Consider the following 19,814-nt stretch of genomic DNA (forward strand, 5'->3'; position numbering starts at 1 on the left):
GACGCCCGTGCGGCCGCGGAGGACGCCGCCGCCCAGGCGGACCTGGAACGCGTCTACCAGCACATCGTGTCGCGTGCTCCCGAGCACGACTTCGACCCGACGATCGACCGCGTCCGGCGTCTGTTCGAGCTGCTGGGGGACCCGCAGCACGCGTTCCGGACGATCCACCTCACCGGGACCAACGGCAAGACGAGCACCGCGCGCGTCGCGGAGCGCCTCGTGCGCGAGCACGGCCTGCGCACCGGCCTGTTCACGAGCCCGCACCTGACGAGCGTCACCGAGCGGATCGTCGTCGACGGCGAGCCGCTCTCGCCGCGCCGGTTCGTCGAGGTGTGGGAGGACGTCTACCCGTACGTGCAGGTGGTCGACGCGGAGCTCGCGGAGACCGGGCAGTCGCAGCTCAGCTTCTTCGAGGTCCTCACGGCCGTGGCGTTCGCCGCGTTCGCGGACACGCCCGTCGACGTCGCGATCGTCGAGGTCGGCATGGGCGGCGAGTGGGACTCGACCAACGTGGTCGACGCGGAGGTCGCCGTCGTGACGCCCGTCGCGCTCGACCACGAGCGGTGGCTCGGGAGCACGCTCGAGGAGATCGCGACGGTCAAGTCGGGCATCGTCAAGGAGGGCGCGACCGTCGTCTCGGCGGCGCAGCGCCCCGAGGTCGAGGAGGTGCTCCGCGCCCGGGCGGAGCGCGTCGGCGCGCGCCTGCTGCGCGAGGGCGTCGACCTCGACGTGGCCGCGCGCCAGGTCGCGGTCGGCGGCCAGCTCCTCGACCTGCGCACGCCCGCGGCGCTCTACACCGAGGTGTTCCTCCCGCTGCACGGCGAGCACCAGGCGCACAACGCGCTGCTCGCGCTCGGCGCGGTGGAGGCGTTCCTCGGCGGCCGGGCGCTCGACGGCCCGCTCGTCGAGGCGGCCTTCGCGGACGTCACGTCGCCCGGCCGGCTCGAGGTCGTGCGGTCCAGCCCGACCGTCCTCGTCGACGCGGCGCACAACGCCGCGGGGGCCGAGGCGCTCGCGACGGCGCTCGGCGAGGCGTTCGACCTGCGCCACCTCGTCGGCGTCGTCGCGATCATGGCCGACAAGGACGCCGAGCCGCTCCTCGCGGCGCTCGAGCCGGTGCTCGCGGAGATCGTCGTGACGCGCAACAGCTCGGAGCGCTCGGCCGACCCGACGGAGCTCGCCGAGCTCGCCGCCGACGTCTTCGGCGAGGACCGCGTGCACAGCACCGAGCGCCTCGACGAGGCGCTCCAGGTGGCGGTCGACCTCGTCGAGCGCGACGACGCCGTGGGCGTCGGCACGGGCACGGGCGTCCTGGTCACGGGCTCGGTCGTGACGGTGGCCGACGCGCGCGTCCTGCTCGGTCGCGGCTGACGCCCGGCCGCCGCGCGGCGCGCGGCGGCCGGGTGTTTGATGGAGGCGACGACGGCGGCGGGCGCGCCGGGCGCGGCCAGCCGACGTCGCGGGGGCTGTGGGCGCCCGGAGCACCGGGCGCACGGACCGATGGAGGGATGACCGGTGAAGAAGCTGCTCAACGATCCCCAGGACGCGGTGACGGAGTCCCTCGAGGGCTTCGGCCAGGCGCACGCCGACCTCGTGCAGGTGCACCTCGCGCCCCCGTACGTGTCGCGCGCCGGCGGCGCGGTGGCCGGCAAGGTCGGGCTGGTCTCGGGCGGCGGCTCGGGCCACGAGCCGCTGCACGCGGGCTTCGTCGGCCCGGGCATGCTCGACGCCGCGGTCCCGGGCGCGGTGTTCACCTCGCCGACGCCCGACCAGATCGTGCCGGCGATCCTCGGGGCCGACTCGGGCGCCGGCGTGCTCGCGATCGTCAAGAACTACACGGGCGACGTGCTGAACTTCGAGACTGCGGTCGAGCTCGTCGAGGCGGAGGGCACGCAGGTCACGAGCATCCTCGTCAACGACGACGTCGCGGTCGAGGACTCGCTCTACACCGCGGGACGGCGCGGCGTCGCCGGGACGGTCGCGGTCGAGAAGATCGCGGGCGCGGCGGCCGAGCGCGGCGACGACCTCGGCACCGTGACGGAGATCGCGGGGCGCGTCGTGGCGAACGTGCGCTCGATGGGCGTCGCGCTCACCGCGTGCACGGTGCCGCACGTGGGCCGGCCGAGCTTCGACCTCGCCGACGACGAGGTGGAGATCGGCATCGGGATCCACGGCGAGCCCGGGCGGCACCGGATCCCGCTCGCGTCGGCGGACGAGATCACGCAGCGGCTGGTCGACCCCGTGGCGGACGACCTGGGCCTCGCCCACGGCGAGGACGTGTTGCTGTTCGTTAACGGAATGGGCGGTACCCCGCTGTCCGAGCTGTACGTCGTCTATCGTCAGGCGAGGAGGCTGCTCGAAGGGCGCGGCGTACGCGTGACGCGCTCGCTCGTCGGCAACTACGTCACGTCGCTGGAGATGCAGGGTGCGTCGGTCACCGTGCTGCGCCTGGACGACGAGCTCACCGCCCTGTGGGACGCTCCCGTCCACACGGCTGCGCTGCGCTGGTGAGCGGGTGCCCTTTCGTGCAGTCTCCGGGAGCCGGCGCACCGCCGGCTCGACGGCGAGGAGAGGTGGGGCATGACGCTGGACGTGGCCTGGGCCGAGCGATGGACCCGGCTGAGCGCGGAGCGGATCGCGGCGGCACGGGACGAGCTGACGGAGCTGGACCGCCAGATCGGTGACGGCGACCACGGCGAGAACCTCGACCGGGGCTTTCGCGCGGTGGTCGCCAAGCTCGACGGGGCGGCCGCCGCGGAGCAGCCGCCCGGCCAGATCGGCGACGTGCTCAAGCTCGTGGCCACGACGCTCATGTCGTCGGTCGGCGGCGCCTCGGGTCCGCTCTACGGGACCGCGTACCTGCGCGCCGCGAAGGTGACCGGCCTCGCGGAGCTCGACGCGCACGGCGTCGTCGCGCTGCTCGAGGGGGCGCTCGAGGGCATCTCCGCGCGCGGCAAGGCGCAGGTCGGCGAGAAGACGATGGTCGACGCCTGGCAGCCCGCGGTCGACGCGGCGGAGGCCGCGGCCGACGCCGGCGGCTCGACGGCCGACGTCCTCGCCGCCGCTGCCCGGGCCGCGCGCGAGGGCGCCGAGGCGACCGCGCCGCTCGTCGCGACGAAGGGCCGGGCGAGCTATCTCGGCGAGCGCAGCGCGGGCCACCAGGACCCGGGCGCGACGTCGACCGCGATCCTGCTCGAGGCCGCGCGCGACGCGGCGGCGGCGTGAGCGGCGTGGCCGGACCGGTCGGCACCCGGGCCCGGGTCGCGCTCGTCCTCGTCTCGCACTCGCAGCGCCTCGCGCAGGGGGCCGTCGAGCTGTCCGCGCAGATGGCCCCCGGGGTCCTGCTGCTCGCGGCGGGCGGGACGGACGACGGCGGTCTCGGCACGAGCTACGACTGCGTCTCCGGGGCGATCGAGGAGGCGCTGCGCGTCGCGGACGGCGTCGTCGTGCTCGCGGACCTGGGGTCGGCCGTGATGACGGTCGAGTCCGTGCTGGACCTGGAGGACGGCTTCGACGGCCGGGTGCTGCTCGCGGACGCGCCGTTCGTCGAGGGTGCCGTCGCGGCGGCCGTCACCGCGCACGGCGGCGGCGACGTCGCGGAGGTCCTCGCGTCCGCGGAGCACGCGGGCGGCACGTTCGCCGTCCCCGCCGCCGCGCCGGAGGCCGGGGAGGAGCCCGCGGCGGACGGCACCGTACCGGCGGGGGAGGCCCGCGCCGTCGTGACGCTGCGCAACCCGCTCGGCCTGCACGCCCGGCCCGCCGCCGTGCTCGCCCGCCTGGTCGCGGGGTTCGACGCGAGCGTCGCGATCGACGGCGTCAACGGGGCGAGCGTCCTCGAGCTCATGAAGCTCGGCGCGACCGGGGGGCAGGAGCTGACGGTCACGGGGGAGGGGCCGCAGGCCGCGGACGCCGTGCGCGCGGTCGTCGAGGCCGTGGAGGGCGGGTTCGGCGAGGTCTGACCCGGTGCGGTGTGACCTCCGTCACCCGATGTTGCAGTTGATGCAAAATTGCAGAGGATGCAAGAATGGTCCTCGTGCCGACGACCCCGCCTGACGTGCCCGCTCGCCCCTCGGTGGCCGAGCGGGCCGCGGCGTGCCTCGCGCCGTCGTCCGGCGGGCTCCGGGAGCGCAAGAAGCGCGCGCGCCGCGAGGCTCTCGTCGACGCCGCGCAGACCCTCGTCCTCGAGCGCGGCCTCGACGCCGTGACGGTCGAGGACATCTGCGCGGCCGTCGGCGTCTCGCCGCGCACGTTCTTCAACTACTTCCCCGCCAAGGACGACGCCGTGCTCGGCCTCGAGGACTTCTCGGTCCGCCCGGAGGTCGTCGCGGCCTTCGTCGCGGGCGGTCCGACGGGCGCGCTCCTCGACGACCTCGAGGTCGTCGTGGCCGACGTGCTCGCGCACGAGGTCGTCACCCCGCAGCGCATGGCGCGCACGCTCGAGCTCGTGCAGCGCGAGCCGCACCTCGTCGCCCGCCACGTCGCGTGGGTCGAGGGCCACCGCGCCGAGCTCGTCGAGATGTTCGTCGCACGACGCGCGGTCCGCCCGTTCGTCCCCGACCCCGAGCTCCTGGCGCTCGTCGTCATGAGCCTCCTGCGGGCGAGCACGGTCGAGTGGCAGCAGCAGGGCTGCGAGGACGAGCCGGTGGACCACCTGGCCGGCGTCGTCGACCAGCTCCGCGCGCTGCTCCACGACACGCGCGCCCCCGATCCCGCGGGCACCTGACCGCCTCCTCGCCCCGCCCGGGGACACCACCGCTCGGGTCTCCCACCCGACCTCCCGCACCTCACCAGCCCCCACCCGACGACGGGCCGCGCCCGTCGGCGTGCGCCCGTCCGTCCCGACCGAACCGGATCCTCATGGCCTCCTCCACCGCAGCACCACCCGTCGACGGCGGCAAGCCGCTCGTCGTGCTCACCCCGCGCACCGTGTGGGTGATCTTCGGCGCGCTCATGGCGTCGATGTTCCTGTCCTCGCTCGACCAGTCCATCGTCGGCACGGCGATGCCGACGATCGTCGGCGAGCTCCACGGCGTCGAGCACCAGGGCTGGGTCATCACCGCCTACATCCTGGCGATCGCCATCGTCATGCCGCTCTACGGCAAGTTCGGCGACCTCTGGGGCCGCCGCTGGCCGTTCCTCGTCGCGATCGGCCTCTTCACGGTCGCGTCGGCCGGTGCCGGGTTCGCGCAGTCGTTCCCGGAGCTCGTCGCCTGGCGCGGTGTGCAGGGCCTCGGCGGCGGCGGCCTGATGATCCTGTCGCAGGCGATCATCGCCGACATCGTGCCCGCCAAGGACCGCGGCAAGTACATGGGCCCCATGGGCGCGCTCTTCGGCATCGCCGCGGTCATCGGCCCGCTCCTGGGCGGCTGGTTCACCGAGGGCCCGGGCTGGCGCTGGGCCTTCTGGATCAACGTCCCCATCGGCGTCGCCGCGTTCGTGGTGGCCTGGGTCGCGCTCAAGCTCCCGTCGCACCGCGCGGGCCGCAAGATCGACGTCGCGGGCATCTTCTTCCTCGTCGTCGCGACGTCCGGCATCGTCCTGGTGACGAGCTGGGAGTCGCTCACGACGTCGTCGGGCTACGACTGGTCCGACCCGTGGCTGCTCGGCCTCGTCGCGGCCGTCGTGGTGTCGGTCGCCGCGTTCGTCCTCGTCGAGAACCGCGCCGAGGAGCCGCTGCTCCCGCTGCACCTGTTCAAGAACCGGACCTTCACCATCGCGACGCTCATCGGCCTCGTGCTCGGCATGGGCATGTTCTCGGCGCTCGCGTTCCTGCCGACGTTCCTCCAGATGTCCACGGGCGCGGGGGTCACCGAGTCCGGGTTCCTCATGCTCCCGATGATGGTCGGCGTCATGATCACGGCGATCGGGTCCGGTGTCGCGATCACGAAGACCGGGCGGTACAAGATCTACCCCGTGGTCGGTCTCGCGATCACCGCGGCCGGGATGGTCTGGCTCACGCGGATCACGGGCGACATGTCGATGTGGCTCTTCGGCGCGATGATCTTCGTCATGGGCGCCGGCATGGGCCTCGTCATGCAGACGATCGTGCTCGCCGTGCAGAACTCGGTCGACCCGCACGAGATCGGGACCGCCACGAGCGCGAACAACTTCTTCCGCGAGATCGGCGCGGCCGTCGGGACGGCGCTGTTCAGCACCATCTTCACGTCGCGGCTCGCCGACAACCTCGAGGGGGTCTTCGGGGGCGTGCCGGGGGGTGCCCCGGCCGGCGCCGAGGGTTCGTCGCTCACGCCCGAGATGGTCCAGCAGCTCCCCGAGCCGATCCACACGGGCGTCGTCGACGCGTTCACCGACGCGCTCGCCCCCGCGTTCTGGTACCTGGTCCCGCTCGTCCTCGTCGGGTTCGTGCTCGCGCTGTTCCTGCGCGAGGTCAAGCTCTCCGACGTCGCCGGGATGGTCGCGCGCGGCGAGGCCGTCGCCGACCACGGCGACCTGCGTGAGGACGCCCCCGCGACGGGCGACGCCGAGGGCGCCGCGGTCGTCGTGCCCGCGGGCGGTGGGGGACCGGACGACGAGCGCCCCGGCAGCCGGGAGCGCGACGACGCGCCGGTATCCTGACCGGGTGAGCACCTCGCCGTCGCAGCCCGCCGCGCAGCCGTCCCGCCACGGCCGCGCGGCGGGCCCGGTGCGCCCGTCCCCGGGCGACCGCATCAAGCCCAAGAAGCCCGCGAAGGTCCAGTTCGCGTCGACCACGCTCCTGCTGGAGGCGTTCCTCGTCGTGTTCGCGACGCTCGTGGCCTACGGCCTGCGCGACGTCCCGTACTCGCGCGGCCCGCTCGAGCTGCCCTCCGCGTCGTCGATCTGGGTCGTGGGCGGGGTGCTCGCCGTCGTGCTCGTCGTGCTGTCGCGCACGGTGGGGACCCCCGGCGGGTACGTCGCCGGGTCCGTGGTCCAGGTGCCCGTGCTCGCGCTCGGGCTGGTCGTGCCGATGATGTTCCTCGTGGGCGGCCTCTTCGTCGTCCTGTGGATCGTCTCGATCCGCCTCGGCGGGCGCATCGACCGCGAGCGCGCGGCCTACGACGCCGAGCACCCCGAGACCGCGCCCAACGCCGGCTGACCCGCACGGCGCGCACGCGGCGGGCGGCCGCCCGCCGCGCGCGGCCCACGTCCCGGCGGCCGGTAGGCTCGGCGACCATGACCGACGTCGCACCCGCACTGACCGAGACCATCGAGCGCACCCTCATCCTCGTCAAGCCCGACGGCGTCCGCCGCGGCCTGTCCGGCGAGATCCTCCGGCGCGTCGAGGCCAAGGGCTACACGCTCACCGCCGTGCGCCTGCTCGACGCGACGCCCGAGCTGCTCGCCGCCCACTACGCCGAGCACGAGGGCAAGCCGTTCTTCCAGCCGCTCGTCGACTTCATGCTCTCGGGCAAGGTCCTCGCGGTCGTGGCCGAGGGCCAGGGCGTCATCCCCGGCTTCCGCTCGCTCGCCGGCGCGACCAACCCGACCGAGGCGCTGCCCGGCACGATCCGCGGCGACCTCGGCCGCGACTGGGGCCTCAAGGTCCAGCAGAACCTCGTGCACGGGTCGGACTCGCCCGAGTCCGCCGCGCGCGAGATCGCGCTCTGGTTCCCCGAGCTCGGCTGACCCGCACGCCCGCTCCCGCCCCGTCCCGGTGCTCCGGGGCGGGGCGTTCGCGTCCCCGCAGCGGTGACCGCGGTCCGCCACGACCGGTCCCGGACGTCCGCAGGATCGTGGGAGCGCCGCACTAGGCTCGGGTCCGTGCACCTCAAGACCCTGACGCTGCGCGGCTTCAAGTCGTTCGCGTCCGCGACGACGCTGAGCTTCGAGCCCGGCGTGACGTGCGTCGTCGGGCCGAACGGCTCGGGCAAGTCGAACGTCGTCGACGCGCTCGCGTGGGTGATGGGGGAGCAGGGCGCCAAGACCCTGCGCGGCGGCAAGATGGAGGACGTCATCTTCGCCGGGACGTCGGGCCGGCCCCCGCTCGGGCGCGCCGAGGTGTCCCTGACGATCGACAACACCGACGGCGCCCTGCCGATCGACTACACCGAGGTGACGATCTCCCGCACGCTGTTCCGCAGCGGCGGGTCCGAGTACGCGATCAACGGGAGCGCGTGCCGCCTGCTCGACATCCAGGACCTCCTCTCCGACTCGGGCCTCGGCCGCGAGATGCACGTGATCGTCGGGCAGGGGCAGCTCGACGCCGTCCTGCGCGCGACGCCCGAGGACCGCCGCGGCTTCGTCGAGGAGGCCGCGGGCGTCCTCAAGCACCGCAAGCGCAAGGAGAAGGCGCTCCGCAAGCTCGACGCGATGCAGGCCAACCTCACGCGGCTCGCGGACCTCACGACGGAGATCCGACGCCAGCTCGGCCCGCTGGGACGGCAGGCGGAGATCGCGCGCAAGGCGGCCACGATCCAGGCCGACCTGCGCGACGCGCGGGCCCGCCTGCTCGCCGACGACCTCGCCCAGCTCACCGCGACGCTCGAGCAGGAGATCGCCGACGAGGCGGCCCTGCGTGCGCAGCAGGCGGAGGTCGAGCGCGCGCTCGCGACGGCGCGCGACACGCTCGGGCGGCTCGAGCGCGAGGCCGCGGAGGCCGCGCCCGCGCTCGGGGCCGTGACCGACGTCTGGTTCCGGCTGTCGTCGCTGCGTGAGCGGCTGCGCGGCACGCGGACGCTCGCCGAGGAGCGCGTCCGCCTCCTCGGGCGCCCCGAGGCGGCGCCCCGCGGGCAGGACCCGGACGAGCTCGAGGCGCAGGCGGAGCGCGTGCGCGCGACCGAGGCGGAGCTCGAGGCGGAGGTCGCCCGCGCGCGGGACGCGCTCGCCGCCGCGGTCACCGACCGGGAGGACGCCGAGCAGGCCGCGGGCGAGGCCGAGCGGGCGGTCGCGACGCTGCTGCGCGGTGCCGCGGACCGCCGCGAGGGGCTCGCGCGGCTCGCGGGGCAGGTCGCGGCGCAGCGCACGCGCGTCGAGGCCGCGGAGGCCGAGATCGGGCGGCTGCGCGAGTCGCTCGCGGAGGCCGAGCACCGGGGCACCCAGGCGCGCACCGAGTTCGCGGTGCTCGAGACCCAGGTGGTCGGCGCCGAGGAGGGCGAGGAGGGCCTGGACGCCGAGCACGAGGCGGCGGCGGACGCGGTCGAGCGCACGACCGCCGCCGTGAGGGGCCTGGAGGCGGACGCGTCCGCCGCGGACCAGGAGCGCGCGACGTGGAGCGCGCGCATCGAGGCGCTCGAGCTGAGCCTCGACCGCAAGGACGGCGCGGGGGCGCTCCTCGCGGCGGACGGCGTCGGCGTCGTGGGGTCGCTCGCCGCCCTGCTCGGCGTCGAGGCGGGCTACGAGGACGCGGTCGCCGCGGCCCTGGGCCCGGCCGCGGACGCCGTCGCGGTCGAGTCGGTCGACGCCGCGGTCGACGCGCTGCGGTACCTGCGCACCGAGGACGCCGGGCGCGCGGGCCTCGTCGTGGCGACCGGGGAGACCGGGCCCGACCCCGCCGCCGTCGACCTGCCCGACGGCGCGCGCTGGGCCGTCGACGTCGTCACCGCCGCCGGGGGAGTCGGCGAGGCGGTGCGGTCGCTGCTCGCGGGCGTGGCCGTCGTGGACGACCTGGGCCAGGCCCGCGCGCTCGTGGCGCGACACCCGGACGTCGCCGTCGTGACGCGGGGCGGGGACCTCCTCGCGACGACGCGCGCATGGGGCGGGTCGGCGTCGGCGCCGAGCGTGCTGCACCTGCAGTCGGCGCTCGACGAGGCGCGCACCGCGCACGCCGACGCGACGGCCCGCGCCGAGCGCGCCCGGTTCGCCCTCGTGGGCGCGCGCGAGGCGGCGCAGGAGGCGCGCGCGCGGTACGAGGACACGCTCGACCGGCTCAACGAGTCCGACGCGCAGCTCGCCGCGGTCGCCGAGCAGCTCGGGCACCTGGGGGCGACGGCGCGCTCGGCCGCCGCGGAGGCGGAGCGCGTGCGTGCGTCGCTGGAGCGGGCGTCCCAGGGTCTCGACGAGACGCGCGAGACGCTCGCGGGGCTCGTCGAGCGGCTCGAGGTCGCGGAGGCGGCGCCGGAGCAGTCCGAGGACGCGGTGGCGGAGGCGAGCGCCGAACGTGACCGTCTTCTCGCGCGCGCCTCGGCCGCGCGCACGGCCGAGACCGAGGCGCGGCTCGCCCTGCGCACGAGCGAGGAGCGCTCGCGCGCGGTGGCCGGTCGGGCGCAGTCGCTCGCGCGGGCGGCCGCCGCGGAGCGCGACGCGCGCGAGCGGGCCGCCCGGCGTGAGGCCGCGCGGGTGCGGCAGGCAGGGCGCGCGTCCGCCGTGCGCGACGGCGCGACGCTCGCCCTCGCCGCGATCGACCGGTCGCTGGCCCGGGCGGCCGCGGAGCGGGACGCCGCCGAGGCGGCGCGGGCCGAGCGCGACACCGCGGTGACGGCTGCGCGTCGCGAGGTCGACGACCTGGCGTCGCGCCTGCGCGAGCTGACCGACGTCGCGCACCGCGACGAGGTGGCGCGCGCGCAGCAGCAGCTGCGCATCGAGCAGCTCCAGGCGCGCAGCGTCGACGAGCTCGGGATCGACCCGGCCGTCCTGGTCGAGGAGCTCGGCCCGCACCGCGAGGTCCCCGTCCCCTCCGACGACGACGAGCCGCGCACGATCCCGTACGACCGCGCCCAGCAGGAGAAGCGGCTGCGCGCCGCGGAGCGCGACCTCGGTCGGCTCGGCAAGGTGAACCCGCTCGCGCTGGAGGAGTTCGCCGCGCTGGAGGAGCGGCACAAGTTCCTCGCCGACCAGCTGGCCGACCTCAAGAAGTCGCGCGCCGACCTGCTGGAGATCGTCAAGGAGATCGACGAGCGCGTCGAGCGGGTGTTCTCGGACGCGTACCGCGACACCGCCGAGCAGTTCGAGCGCGTGTTCGCGCGCATGTTCCCGGGTGGCGAGGGCCGCCTGGTGCTCACCGACCCCGACGACATGCTGACCACCGGCATCGAGGTCGAGGCCCGCCCCGCGGGGAAGAAGGTCAAGCGCCTGTCGCTGCTGTCCGGTGGCGAGCGCTCGCTCACGGCCGTCGCGCTCCTCGTCGCGATCTTCAAGGCGCGGCCCTCGCCCTTCTACGTCATGGACGAGGTCGAGGCGGCCCTGGACGACGTGAACCTCGGCCGTCTGCTCGAGATCTTCCGCGAGCTCCAGGAGGACTCGCAGCTCATCGTCATCACGCACCAGAAGCGCACCATGGAGATCGCCGACGCGCTCTACGGGGTGACGATGCGCGGCGACGGCGTCACGACGGTCATCAGCCAGCGCATGTCGGAGGCCCGCGAGGGGGTCCTCGCCTGACCGTCGCAGGGCGGTCCGTCCGCCTCGTCCGGACCTGGGCGGAACCTCCAGGATCGTTGCAATTCCGGGCCTTGTGAAGATGTGGTGCTGATCGCCGAGGCCCGGCGTGGCTGCGGTCGCGGCAGGTTGCGGCGCCCGGATACTGGAAGACATGGTCTGGATGTTCGTGTGGCTGGGACTCACGCTCGGCGTCGCCGCGGTCGTGTTCCTGTTCGCGAGCGTCGTCGCGCGCGCCGAGGCGCAGTCGACCGGTGCGACGGGTGACCGACGGGACGGCGAGCAGGGGATGCGCGCGTTCTGGCGCGACTTCCGCTCGGGGCTGAGACGACGCCGTCGTCGCGGCGACAACCCGGGCCAGCACGTCGCGACCGTGCGCATGCCGCGGCCCGTGGACACGAGCATCGACGACTTCTTCACCGCCACGCAGGTGACGTCCAACGCGTACGTCGACGCCGAGGAGCTCACCGACGTCCTGCACCGCGCGCGCGAGCGCGTGCGCCCGCTGCACCCGGGGGAGCGTCCTCCCGAGGCGTGAGCACCGCGCCGGTCTGAGAGACTTCCGGGGTGAACGACCTCCTCCCGCTCTGGATCGTCCTCGGCGTCCTCCTGGTCGTCGGCCTCGTCACCGCCGGGACCGTGTCGGTCCGTCGCCGCGGTCGCCGCGACCTCGTCGAGCCCCCGCCCACGGCCCCCGCCGCGCCTCCCGCGACGGCGCCCGACGCCGTCGAGGCACCGCCCGGCACGGCGACCACCGCGGCGCCGCCGGAGCCAGATGTCGCCGCCCCGCCCGCGCTCGAGCGCCCGGAGCCCGTCGGCGGCCGGCTCGTCCGCCTGCGCGAGCGCCTCGCGCGCTCCGGCTCGCCGCTCGGGGCGCGCCTGCTCTCCGTCCTCTCCCGGGACCACCTCACCGAGGACGACTGGGACGAGCTCGAGGAGACGCTCCTCCTCGCGGACGTCGGCGCCGGGCCGGCCGGCGAGCTCATCGACGCGCTGCGCACCAAGGTCCGCGTCCTCGGGGTGCGCGACGCCGCGAGCGTGCGCGACCTCCTGCGCACCGAGCTCGTGGCGCTCGTCGACCCGACGCTCGACCGCTCGCTCGCGACCTCCCCGCGCACCGCCGAGGACGGGTCGACGGTGCCGGCCGTGGTGCTCGTCGTCGGCGTGAACGGCACCGGCAAGACGACGACCGTCGGCAAGCTCGCGCGCGTGCTCGTCGCCGAGGACCGCAGCGTGGTGCTGGGCGCGGCGGACACCTTCCGCGCCGCGGCCGCCGACCAGCTCGAGACGTGGGGCTCGCGCGTCGGGGTCCCGACCGTCCGGTCCGACCGCGACGGCGCCGACCCGGCGGCGGTCGCGTTCGACGCCGTGCGCCGCGGCCGCACCGAGGGTGCGGACGTCGTGCTCGTCGACACCGCCGGGCGCCTGCAGAACAAGCAGGGCCTCATGGACGAGCTGGGCAAGATCCGGCGCGTCATCACCAAGGAGGCCCCGCTGTCGGAGGTGCTCCTCGTGCTCGACGCGACGACGGGCCAGAACGGCCTCAACCAGGCGCGCGTCTTCGGCGAGGTCGCGGGCGTCACGGGCATCGTGCTGACGAAGCTCGACGGCACGGCGCGCGGCGGCATCGTCGTCGCGGTCCAGCGCGAGCTGGGCGTGCCCGTCAAGCTCGTCGGCCTGGGGGAGGGGCCCGACGACCTCGCCCCGTTCGACCCGGAGCAGTTCGTCGACGGTCTCCTCGGGGCCTGAGGCACCGGCCGCGCGGTGCGGCGAAACCGAACGTTTACGTCCGGGCCGCCCTTGTCACGCCGACGTAACGCGGCGACACCGCCGGGGAAACCCGCCCGCACCACCGTAGTCCCCGACCGGCCGCCCGGCCGGCGAGGGGAGATGATCCGATGGAGTGGGACACCGGGGCGACCGCGTGGATGCTGACCTCAGCATCCCTCGTGCTCCTGATGACGCCCGGACTGGCGTTCTTCTACGGCGGCATGGTCCGCGCCAAGTCCGTGCTGAACATGATGATGATGTCGTTCGGCGCGATGGCCGTCGTGGGCGTCGTCTACGTGCTGTGGGGCTGGTCGATGTCCTACGGCGAGGCCGGCACGGGTGGCCTGTTCGCCAACCCGTTCGCGCAGTTCGGTCTCCAGGGGGCGATCACGGACGCCGACGGCAGCGCCGTCGCGAGCACGCTCGGCAACTACCCGAACGTGGTCGACATCGCGTTCCAGGTGACGTTCGCGATCATCACGGTCGCGCTCATCTCGGGTGCGCTCGCCGACCGCGTCAAGTTCGGCACGTGGCTGACGTTCACGGCGATCTGGGTCACGGTCACGTACTTCCCGCTCGCCCACATGGTGTGGGGCGGCGGCTTCCTCTCGGCCAACGAGAACGGTCTCGCCGCGAAGGTGTTCGGGGTGACCGACGGCGCCGCCACGGTCGCGCCGATCGACTTCGCGGGCGGCACCGTCGTCCACATCAACGCCGGTGTCGCGGCGCTCGTGCTCGCGCTCCTCATCGGCAAGCGCAAGGGCTTCGGCACCGAGCCGATGCGCCCGCACAACCTGCCGTTCGTCATGCTGGGCGCGGCCCTGCTGTGGTTCGGCTGGTTCGGCTTCAACGCGGGCTCCGCGTTCGGCGCGAACGAGACGGCCGGCCTCGCCTGGATCAACACCACGAGCGCCACGGCGGCCGGCATCATCGGCTGGCTCGTCACGGAGAAGATCCGCGACGGTCACGCCACGTCGCTCGGTGCCGCGTCCGGCGTCGTCGCGGGCCTCGTGGCGATCACGCCCGCGGCCGGCGCGCTCAACCCGGTCACGTCGATCGTCCTGGGCGTCGTCGCCGGCGCGCTCTCGGCGCTCGCGGTCGGCCTGAAGTACCGCTTCGGCTACGACGACTCGCTCGACGTCGTCGGCGTCCACCTCGTCTCCGGTCTCTGGGGTACCGTCGCGATCGGCTTCCTCGCGACCGACACGGGCCTCTTCTTCGGGGGCGGCGCGCAGCAGCTCGTCGTCCAGGTGCTCATCGCGCTCGTCGCGATCGTCTTCACCGCGATCACGACGACGGTCATCGGCCTGATCCTCAAGGTCACGATGGGCTGGCGCGTGAGCGAGGACGCCGAGGTCGGCGGCATCGACCTCGCGGTCCACGGCGAGACGGCGTACGAGTCCATCCAGCAGGGCAGCGTCATCAGGGAGGTGCGGGCATGAAGCTCGTCACGGGAATCATCCAGCCGCACCGGCTCGACGACGTGAAGTCGGCGCTCGAGGCCGCGGGCGTGCGGGGCATGACGGTCAGCGAGGCCAGCGGGTACGGCCGTCAGAAGGGCCACACCGAGGTCTACCGCGGGGCCGAGTACACGGTGGACCTGGTCCCCAAGGTCCGCATCGAGGTCCTCGTCGACGACGCCGACGCCACCGCGGTCACCGAGGTGATCGTCAAGGCGGCGCAGACCGGCAAGATCGGCGACGGCAAGGTCTGGACGGTGACCGTGGACGACGTCGCCCGGGTGCGCACGGGCGAGCACGGCCCCGGCGCCCTGTGAGGAGACGGACCATCGGATGACCCACCACGCCGACACCCCGACCACGGGCGGGGTCGCAGGGGGATCGGCGGGGCGCCCGGCAGGGCCGGGTGAGCACGGCACGCAGGTCCCGCACCCCGAGGGGGTGCGGGACCTGCGTGCGCGGATGCTCGACGTCGCGCGGTCCATGAGCGGACCCGGCCGCAGCGGGGTCGCGCGCCGCGCCGCCGTCGTCGACCTCGTCACCTCCTCGCTCGCGGGCCTCTGGCTCGACGCGACCGACGGCGTCGCGCCCGAGGGGCTCGCGCTCGCCGCGGTCGGGAGCCTCGGGCGGGGCGACATGGGCCCCGCGAGCGACCTCGACCTCGTCCTCGTCCACGACGGCCGTACCCATTCCCCGGACGAGGTCGCCCACGTCGCCGAGCGGCTCTGGTATCCGCTCTGGGACGCGGGCGTCGACCTCGACCATGCCGTGCGCTCCCTCTCGCAGTGCCGCCAGGTGGCGTCGAAGGACGTCCCCGCCGCCGTCGGGTGGCTCGACGTGCGCGCGGTCGCGGGGGACGCGCTCGTCGTGCACCGCGCGTCCTCCGCCGTGCTCACCGACTGGCGGTCCGCCTCGCGCCGCCGCCTGCCCGACCTGCTCTCCTCGACGCGCGAGCGCGCCGAGCGGTCCGGCGAGCTCGCCTACCTCATCGAGCCCGACCTCAAGGAGTCGCGCGGCGGCATCCGGGACGCGGTCGTGCTCTCGGCGCTCGCGGCGACGTGGCTCACCGACCGCCCGCACGGGACGGTCGACCGGGCGCACGCCCACCTGCTCGACGTCCGCGACACGCTCCAGGTCGTCACGGGCCGCCACACGAGCCGTCTCCTGCTCGCCGACCTCGACGAGGTCGCCGCGCTGTCCGGGTACGACGACCCCGACGAGCTGCTCGCGAGCCTCGCCGCGGCGGGCCGCGAGATCTCCTACGCGCTCGACACCACCGTCCGCCGGGCGCGGCAGGCGCTCCAGCGGCCGTCGGTCGCGCGCCGCCCGGTGCTCGTGCGGGGACGACGCGCGGCGCCACGGCTGCGGTCCGTCGGCGACGGGCTCGTCGAGCACGACGGCGAGCTCGTGCTCGCCGTGGACGCCCACCCGGAGGCGGACCCGCTCCTGTCGCTGCGCGCCGCGGCGACGGCGGCGCGCACGGGGCTGACGCTCTCGCCCGTCTCCGTCGCCAGCCTCGCGCGCTGCCCCGCCCTGCCGGAGCCGTGGCCGCGCGCCGCGCGGTCCGCGTTCCTCGCCCTGCTTGGGTCCGGTCAGGCGCAGGTCGCGGTCTGGGAGGCGCTCGACCTCGCGGGCGTCGTCACGACGTGGATCCCCGAGTGGGCCGGCGTGCGCAACCGGCCGCAGCGCGCGGCCGTCCACCGGCACACCGTCGACCGGCACCTCGTCGAGGTCGTGGCGCGCGCCGCGCGCGCCCGCAAGGAGGTCGAGCGCAGCGACCTCCTGCTGCTCTCCGCGGTCCTGCACGACATCGGCAAGCGCGCCGGAGCCGCCGACCACTCCGTCGAGGGCGCGCGGCTCGTGCCCGCGATCCTCGGCCGCATGGGGTTCGAGCCGGACGTCGTGGCCGACGTCGAGCGCCTCGTCCGCCACCACCTCACCCTCTCGCGCCTCGCCGTGAGCGAGGACCCCGACGACCCGGCGACGGTCGCGGAGCTCGCGGACGCCGTCGACCACCGCGCCGACCTGCTCGTGGTGCTGCGCGCGCTCACGGAGGCGGACGCGTCGTCGCTCGGCCCGAGCGCGTGGACGGCGTGGCGCGCGCGCCTCGTGGACGACCTCGTGGGGGAGACGCTCCGCGCGCTGGGCGCCGTGCCGGGGGGACCGGGCGCCGCCGGGTAGGCTGGACCCTCGCGGACGGCCCGTCCCGTGCCCGCCCCACGTCTGCCGGGGAGCGGGGACGACGGAGGGCCGACGCGCACGAGACTTCCGACGACTGGTGAGGATGACGCGGTGTTCAACACGCTGTCGGACCGACTGACTTCGACCTTCAAGAACCTGCGTGCGAAGGGCCGGCTGTCCGAGGCGGACATCGACGCGACGATCCGGGAGATCCGGCGCGCGCTGCTCGACGCCGACGTCGCGGTGCCCGTCGTGCGCGAGTTCAGCGCGACGGTGCGCGAGCGCGCGCTCTCCTCCGAGGTCTCGGGCGCGCTCAACCCGGCGCAGCAGGTCGTCAAGATCGTCAACGAGGAGCTCGTCGGCATCCTCGGCGGCGAGAGCCGCGGGCTGCGGTTCTCCAAGACACCGCCGACCGTCATCATGCTCGCGGGCCTCCAGGGTGCCGGGAAGACGACGCTCGCGGGCAAGCTCGCCCTGCACCTGCGTGAGCAGGGGCACACGCCGCTCCTCGTCGCCGCCGACCTGCAGCGCCCGAACGCCGTCACCCAGCTCTCGGTCGTCGCCGAGCGCGCCGGCGTCCCCGTGTTCGCGCCGCACCCCGGCAACCAGAGCGGCGTCGAGGTCGACGACGTGATCGGCGACCCGGTCGCCGTCGCGCGCGAGGGCGTCGAGACGGCGCGCCAGCGCCAGCACGACGTCGTCATCGTCGACACCGCGGGCCGCCTCGGCCTGGACGCCGTCCTCATGCAGCAGGCGTCGGACATCCGCGACGCCGTGCAGCCCGACGAGGTCCTGTTCGTCATCGACGCGATGATCGGACAGGACGCCGTCGCGACCGCGAAGGCCTTCGAGGAAGGCGTCGACTTCACGGGCGTCGTGCTCACGAAGCTCGACGGCGACGCGCGCGGTGGTGCCGCGCTGTCGGTCCGCGGGGTCACCGGCCGCCCGATCCTCTTCGCCTCCACGGGTGAGAAGCTCACCGACTTCGAGGCCTTCCACCCGGACCGCATGGCGTCGCGCATCCTCGACATGGGTGACGTCCTCACGCTCATCGAGCAGGCCGAGAAGGCGTTCGACGCCGAGCAGGCCGCGAAGATGGCCGAGAAGGTCGCCACGGGGCAGGACTTCACGCTCGCGGACTTCCTGGTGCAGATGCAGCAGATGAAGAACATGGGCTCGATGAAGAAGATGCTCGGCATGCTGCCGGGCATGGGCCAGATGCGCGAGGCCATCGAGAACTTCGACGAGCGCGAGGTCGACCGCATCGAGGCCATCATCCGGTCGATGACCCCCGCGGAGCGGGACAACCCCAAGATCATCAACGGCTCGCGGCGCGCGCGCATCGCGCGCGGCTCCGGCGTGACGACGAGCGACGTCAACCAGCTTCTCGAGCGCTTCGCCGGGGCGCAGAAGATGATGCGGCAGATGAGCCGCGGCGGCGGGATGCCGGGGATGCCGGGCATGGGCAGCCTCCCGGGCATGGGCGGCAAGAAGGCCCGGGGCCGCCAGGCGCCCCAGCGCAAGGTCAAGGGCAAGTCGGGCAACCCGGCGAAGCGGGCCGCGCAGGAGCGCGCGGCCGCCGCGCGCGCGGCGGGGGAGCTCACCGGTCCCGCGGCGCCGTCGGGCTCCGCGTTCGGCGTCGGGCCCACGGACGCGCCGCCGTCCGCCACCCCGGACGACCTGCAGCTGCCGCCCGGCTTCGAGAAGCTGCTCGGCGGCCGCTGAGCCGCGGCCGTCCCGGACAGCCGCCCGCGCCCGGGTGCGACCCGCAGCCGCCCGGGCGCTAGGTTATGTCCGTGGCACCCGCCCGGTGCCGCACCGCGCCCCCGACCGGGCCGTCTCCCGTCCCGTCCGTCCTCACCCAGGAGCCGCATGTCCGCGCTGGAAGGCCCCACGCTGCACGTCCGCGGCCACGTCATCGTCGGCGACGACCGCGAGGTGGGCGACCTGTGGGTCAAGGACGGGCGGATCAGCCTCACCCGGCCGTCGGCGCAGGGCACCAACATGGTCGAGCTCGAGGGCTGGGCCCTGCCCGGCCTCGTCGACGTGCACTGCCACGTCGGGCTGGGCGCCCAGGGCGCCGTCGACGCGACGACCGCGCAGGAGCAGGCGCTGACGGACCGCGACAGCGGGGTTCTCCTGGTGCGCGACGCCGGCTCGCCGCTCGACACGCGGTGGGTGCACGGCCGTCGTGACCTGCCGCGCCTCGTGCGCGCGGGCCGCCACCTCGCCCGGCCCAAGCGCTACCTGCGCCACTACGGGCTCGAGCTCGACGACGTCGCCCAGCTCCCCGAGGCCGTGCGCCGCGAGGCGCGCCAGGGCGACGGGTGGGTCAAGATCGTGGGCGACTGGATCGACCGCGACCTCGGCGCGGACGGCGACCTGCGACCGCTGTGGCCCGACGACGTCCTCGCCGAGGCGGTCGCGGCCGCGCACGCCGAGGCCGCCCGTGTGACCGTTCACGCGTTCTCCGACGAGGTGATCCCGTCGCTGCTCGCCGCGGGCGTCGACGGGATCGAGCACGGCACGGGGATCCACCCCGACCTCATGTACGAGATCTCCGAGCGGGGCGTCGCGGTCACCCCGACCCTGCTCCAGATCGGGCAGTTCGAGAACATCGCGCGACAGGCCGACGCCCGCTACCCGGTGTTCGCGGCCCGCATGCGGCGCCTGCACGAGCGGCGGTACGAGCAGGCGCGGGCGCTGTACGAGTCCGGCATCCAGATCCTCGTCGGCACCGACGCGGGCGGGACGATCGGGCACGGTCGCCTCGCCGACGAGTGCGCCGAGCTCGTCGCCGCGGGCATCCCCGACGCCGCGGTCGTCGCGGCCGCGAGCTGGCAGGGCCGGGAGTACCTCGGCTACACGTCGCTCGTCGAGGGCGCGTCGGCCGACTTCGTCGTCTACCCGCAGGACCCGCGCCAGGACGTCGGCGTCCTGCGCGCCCCGACCGCCGTCGTGCTGCGCGGCGAGATCGTGGCGCCCGCCACCTGACGGGGTCCGGCGTCGCCCGCAGGTTGGTCGATGCCCTCGCCTTCTGGCACAATGTCCCGGTACTCGGCGTGCCCCGGCCCCTCTCTCCGGCGCGTGCCGTGTCCTGAACCCCTTCCT

Annotated in this window: 16 protein-coding genes; all 16 read left to right on the forward strand. The window is 74.8% G+C overall.

Annotated features, from left to right (window positions below):
- The first annotated feature begins 66 nt into the window (after positions 1–66).
- The gene (locus tag ACZ4MO_RS14550) at positions 67–1,371 is read left to right on the forward strand and encodes a bifunctional folylpolyglutamate synthase/dihydrofolate synthase (RefSeq protein WP_499279192.1); all 1,305 of its coding nucleotides are present in this window, start codon (positions 67–69) and stop codon (positions 1,369–1,371) included.
- 144 nt (positions 1,372–1,515) lie between these two features.
- Positions 1,516–2,511, forward strand: coding sequence for a dihydroxyacetone kinase subunit DhaK (gene dhaK, locus ACZ4MO_RS14555; RefSeq protein ID WP_175009618.1), 996 nt, complete (start codon positions 1,516–1,518; stop codon positions 2,509–2,511).
- A 69-nt stretch (positions 2,512–2,580) separates the two neighbouring features.
- Positions 2,581–3,225, forward strand: a complete 645-nt coding sequence (dhaL, locus tag ACZ4MO_RS14560; protein WP_175009617.1) for a dihydroxyacetone kinase subunit DhaL — start codon at positions 2,581–2,583, stop codon at positions 3,223–3,225.
- Complete coding sequence (gene dhaM / locus ACZ4MO_RS14565; RefSeq protein ID WP_175009616.1) at positions 3,222–3,959, forward strand: dihydroxyacetone kinase phosphoryl donor subunit DhaM; 738 nt, start codon at positions 3,222–3,224, stop codon at positions 3,957–3,959. The genes dhaL and dhaM overlap by 4 nt, the downstream gene beginning before the upstream one ends.
- Before the next feature lie 65 nt (positions 3,960–4,024).
- The gene (locus ACZ4MO_RS14570; RefSeq protein ID WP_175009615.1) at positions 4,025–4,723 is read left to right on the forward strand and encodes a TetR family transcriptional regulator; all 699 of its coding nucleotides are present in this window, start codon (positions 4,025–4,027) and stop codon (positions 4,721–4,723) included.
- Positions 4,724–4,857: 134 nt separating this feature from the next.
- Positions 4,858–6,576: a DHA2 family efflux MFS transporter permease subunit gene (locus ACZ4MO_RS14575; protein ID WP_175009614.1), complete on the forward strand. Its 1,719-nt coding sequence runs from the start codon at positions 4,858–4,860 to the stop codon at positions 6,574–6,576.
- 4 nt (positions 6,577–6,580) lie between these two features.
- On the forward strand, positions 6,581–7,075 hold the full coding sequence (locus tag ACZ4MO_RS14580) for a DUF4233 domain-containing protein (protein ID WP_342779604.1): 495 nt from the start codon (positions 6,581–6,583) through the stop codon (positions 7,073–7,075).
- A 110-nt stretch (positions 7,076–7,185) separates the two neighbouring features.
- Positions 7,186–7,605 carry a nucleoside-diphosphate kinase gene (ndk, locus tag ACZ4MO_RS14585; protein ID WP_499279193.1) on the forward strand — a complete coding sequence of 140 codons (420 nt, stop codon included), beginning with the start codon at positions 7,186–7,188 and terminating at the stop codon, positions 7,603–7,605.
- A gap of 135 nt (positions 7,606–7,740) precedes the next feature.
- Positions 7,741–11,295 (forward strand): chromosome segregation protein SMC, encoded by a 3,555-nt coding sequence (smc, locus tag ACZ4MO_RS14590; protein ID WP_175009613.1) that lies wholly within the window; start codon positions 7,741–7,743, stop codon positions 11,293–11,295.
- Positions 11,296–11,446: 151 nt separating this feature from the next.
- Positions 11,447–11,830, forward strand: coding sequence for a hypothetical protein (locus ACZ4MO_RS14595; RefSeq protein ID WP_074809973.1), 384 nt, complete (start codon positions 11,447–11,449; stop codon positions 11,828–11,830).
- A gap of 29 nt (positions 11,831–11,859) precedes the next feature.
- Positions 11,860–13,041 carry a signal recognition particle-docking protein FtsY gene (gene ftsY / locus ACZ4MO_RS14600; RefSeq protein WP_175009612.1) on the forward strand — a complete coding sequence of 394 codons (1,182 nt, stop codon included), beginning with the start codon at positions 11,860–11,862 and terminating at the stop codon, positions 13,039–13,041.
- A 149-nt stretch (positions 13,042–13,190) separates the two neighbouring features.
- Positions 13,191–14,504 (forward strand): ammonium transporter, encoded by a 1,314-nt coding sequence (locus ACZ4MO_RS14605; RefSeq protein WP_175009611.1) that lies wholly within the window; start codon positions 13,191–13,193, stop codon positions 14,502–14,504.
- Positions 14,501–14,839 carry a P-II family nitrogen regulator gene (locus tag ACZ4MO_RS14610; RefSeq protein ID WP_021483028.1) on the forward strand — a complete coding sequence of 113 codons (339 nt, stop codon included), beginning with the start codon at positions 14,501–14,503 and terminating at the stop codon, positions 14,837–14,839. The genes ACZ4MO_RS14605 and ACZ4MO_RS14610 overlap by 4 nt, the downstream gene beginning before the upstream one ends.
- A gap of 16 nt (positions 14,840–14,855) precedes the next feature.
- A complete protein-coding gene (locus tag ACZ4MO_RS14615; RefSeq protein WP_175009610.1) occupies positions 14,856–16,703 on the forward strand; it encodes a [protein-PII] uridylyltransferase in 1,848 nt (615 codons plus the stop codon).
- 111 nt (positions 16,704–16,814) lie between these two features.
- Positions 16,815–18,428 (forward strand): signal recognition particle protein, encoded by a 1,614-nt coding sequence (gene ffh / locus ACZ4MO_RS14620; RefSeq protein WP_074809977.1) that lies wholly within the window; start codon positions 16,815–16,817, stop codon positions 18,426–18,428.
- A 147-nt stretch (positions 18,429–18,575) separates the two neighbouring features.
- The gene (locus ACZ4MO_RS14625; protein WP_175009609.1) at positions 18,576–19,697 is read left to right on the forward strand and encodes an amidohydrolase family protein; all 1,122 of its coding nucleotides are present in this window, start codon (positions 18,576–18,578) and stop codon (positions 19,695–19,697) included.
- Positions 19,698–19,814: the final 117 nt, after the last annotated feature.

Source organism: Sphaerisporangium cinnabarinum, assembly GCF_055567015.1.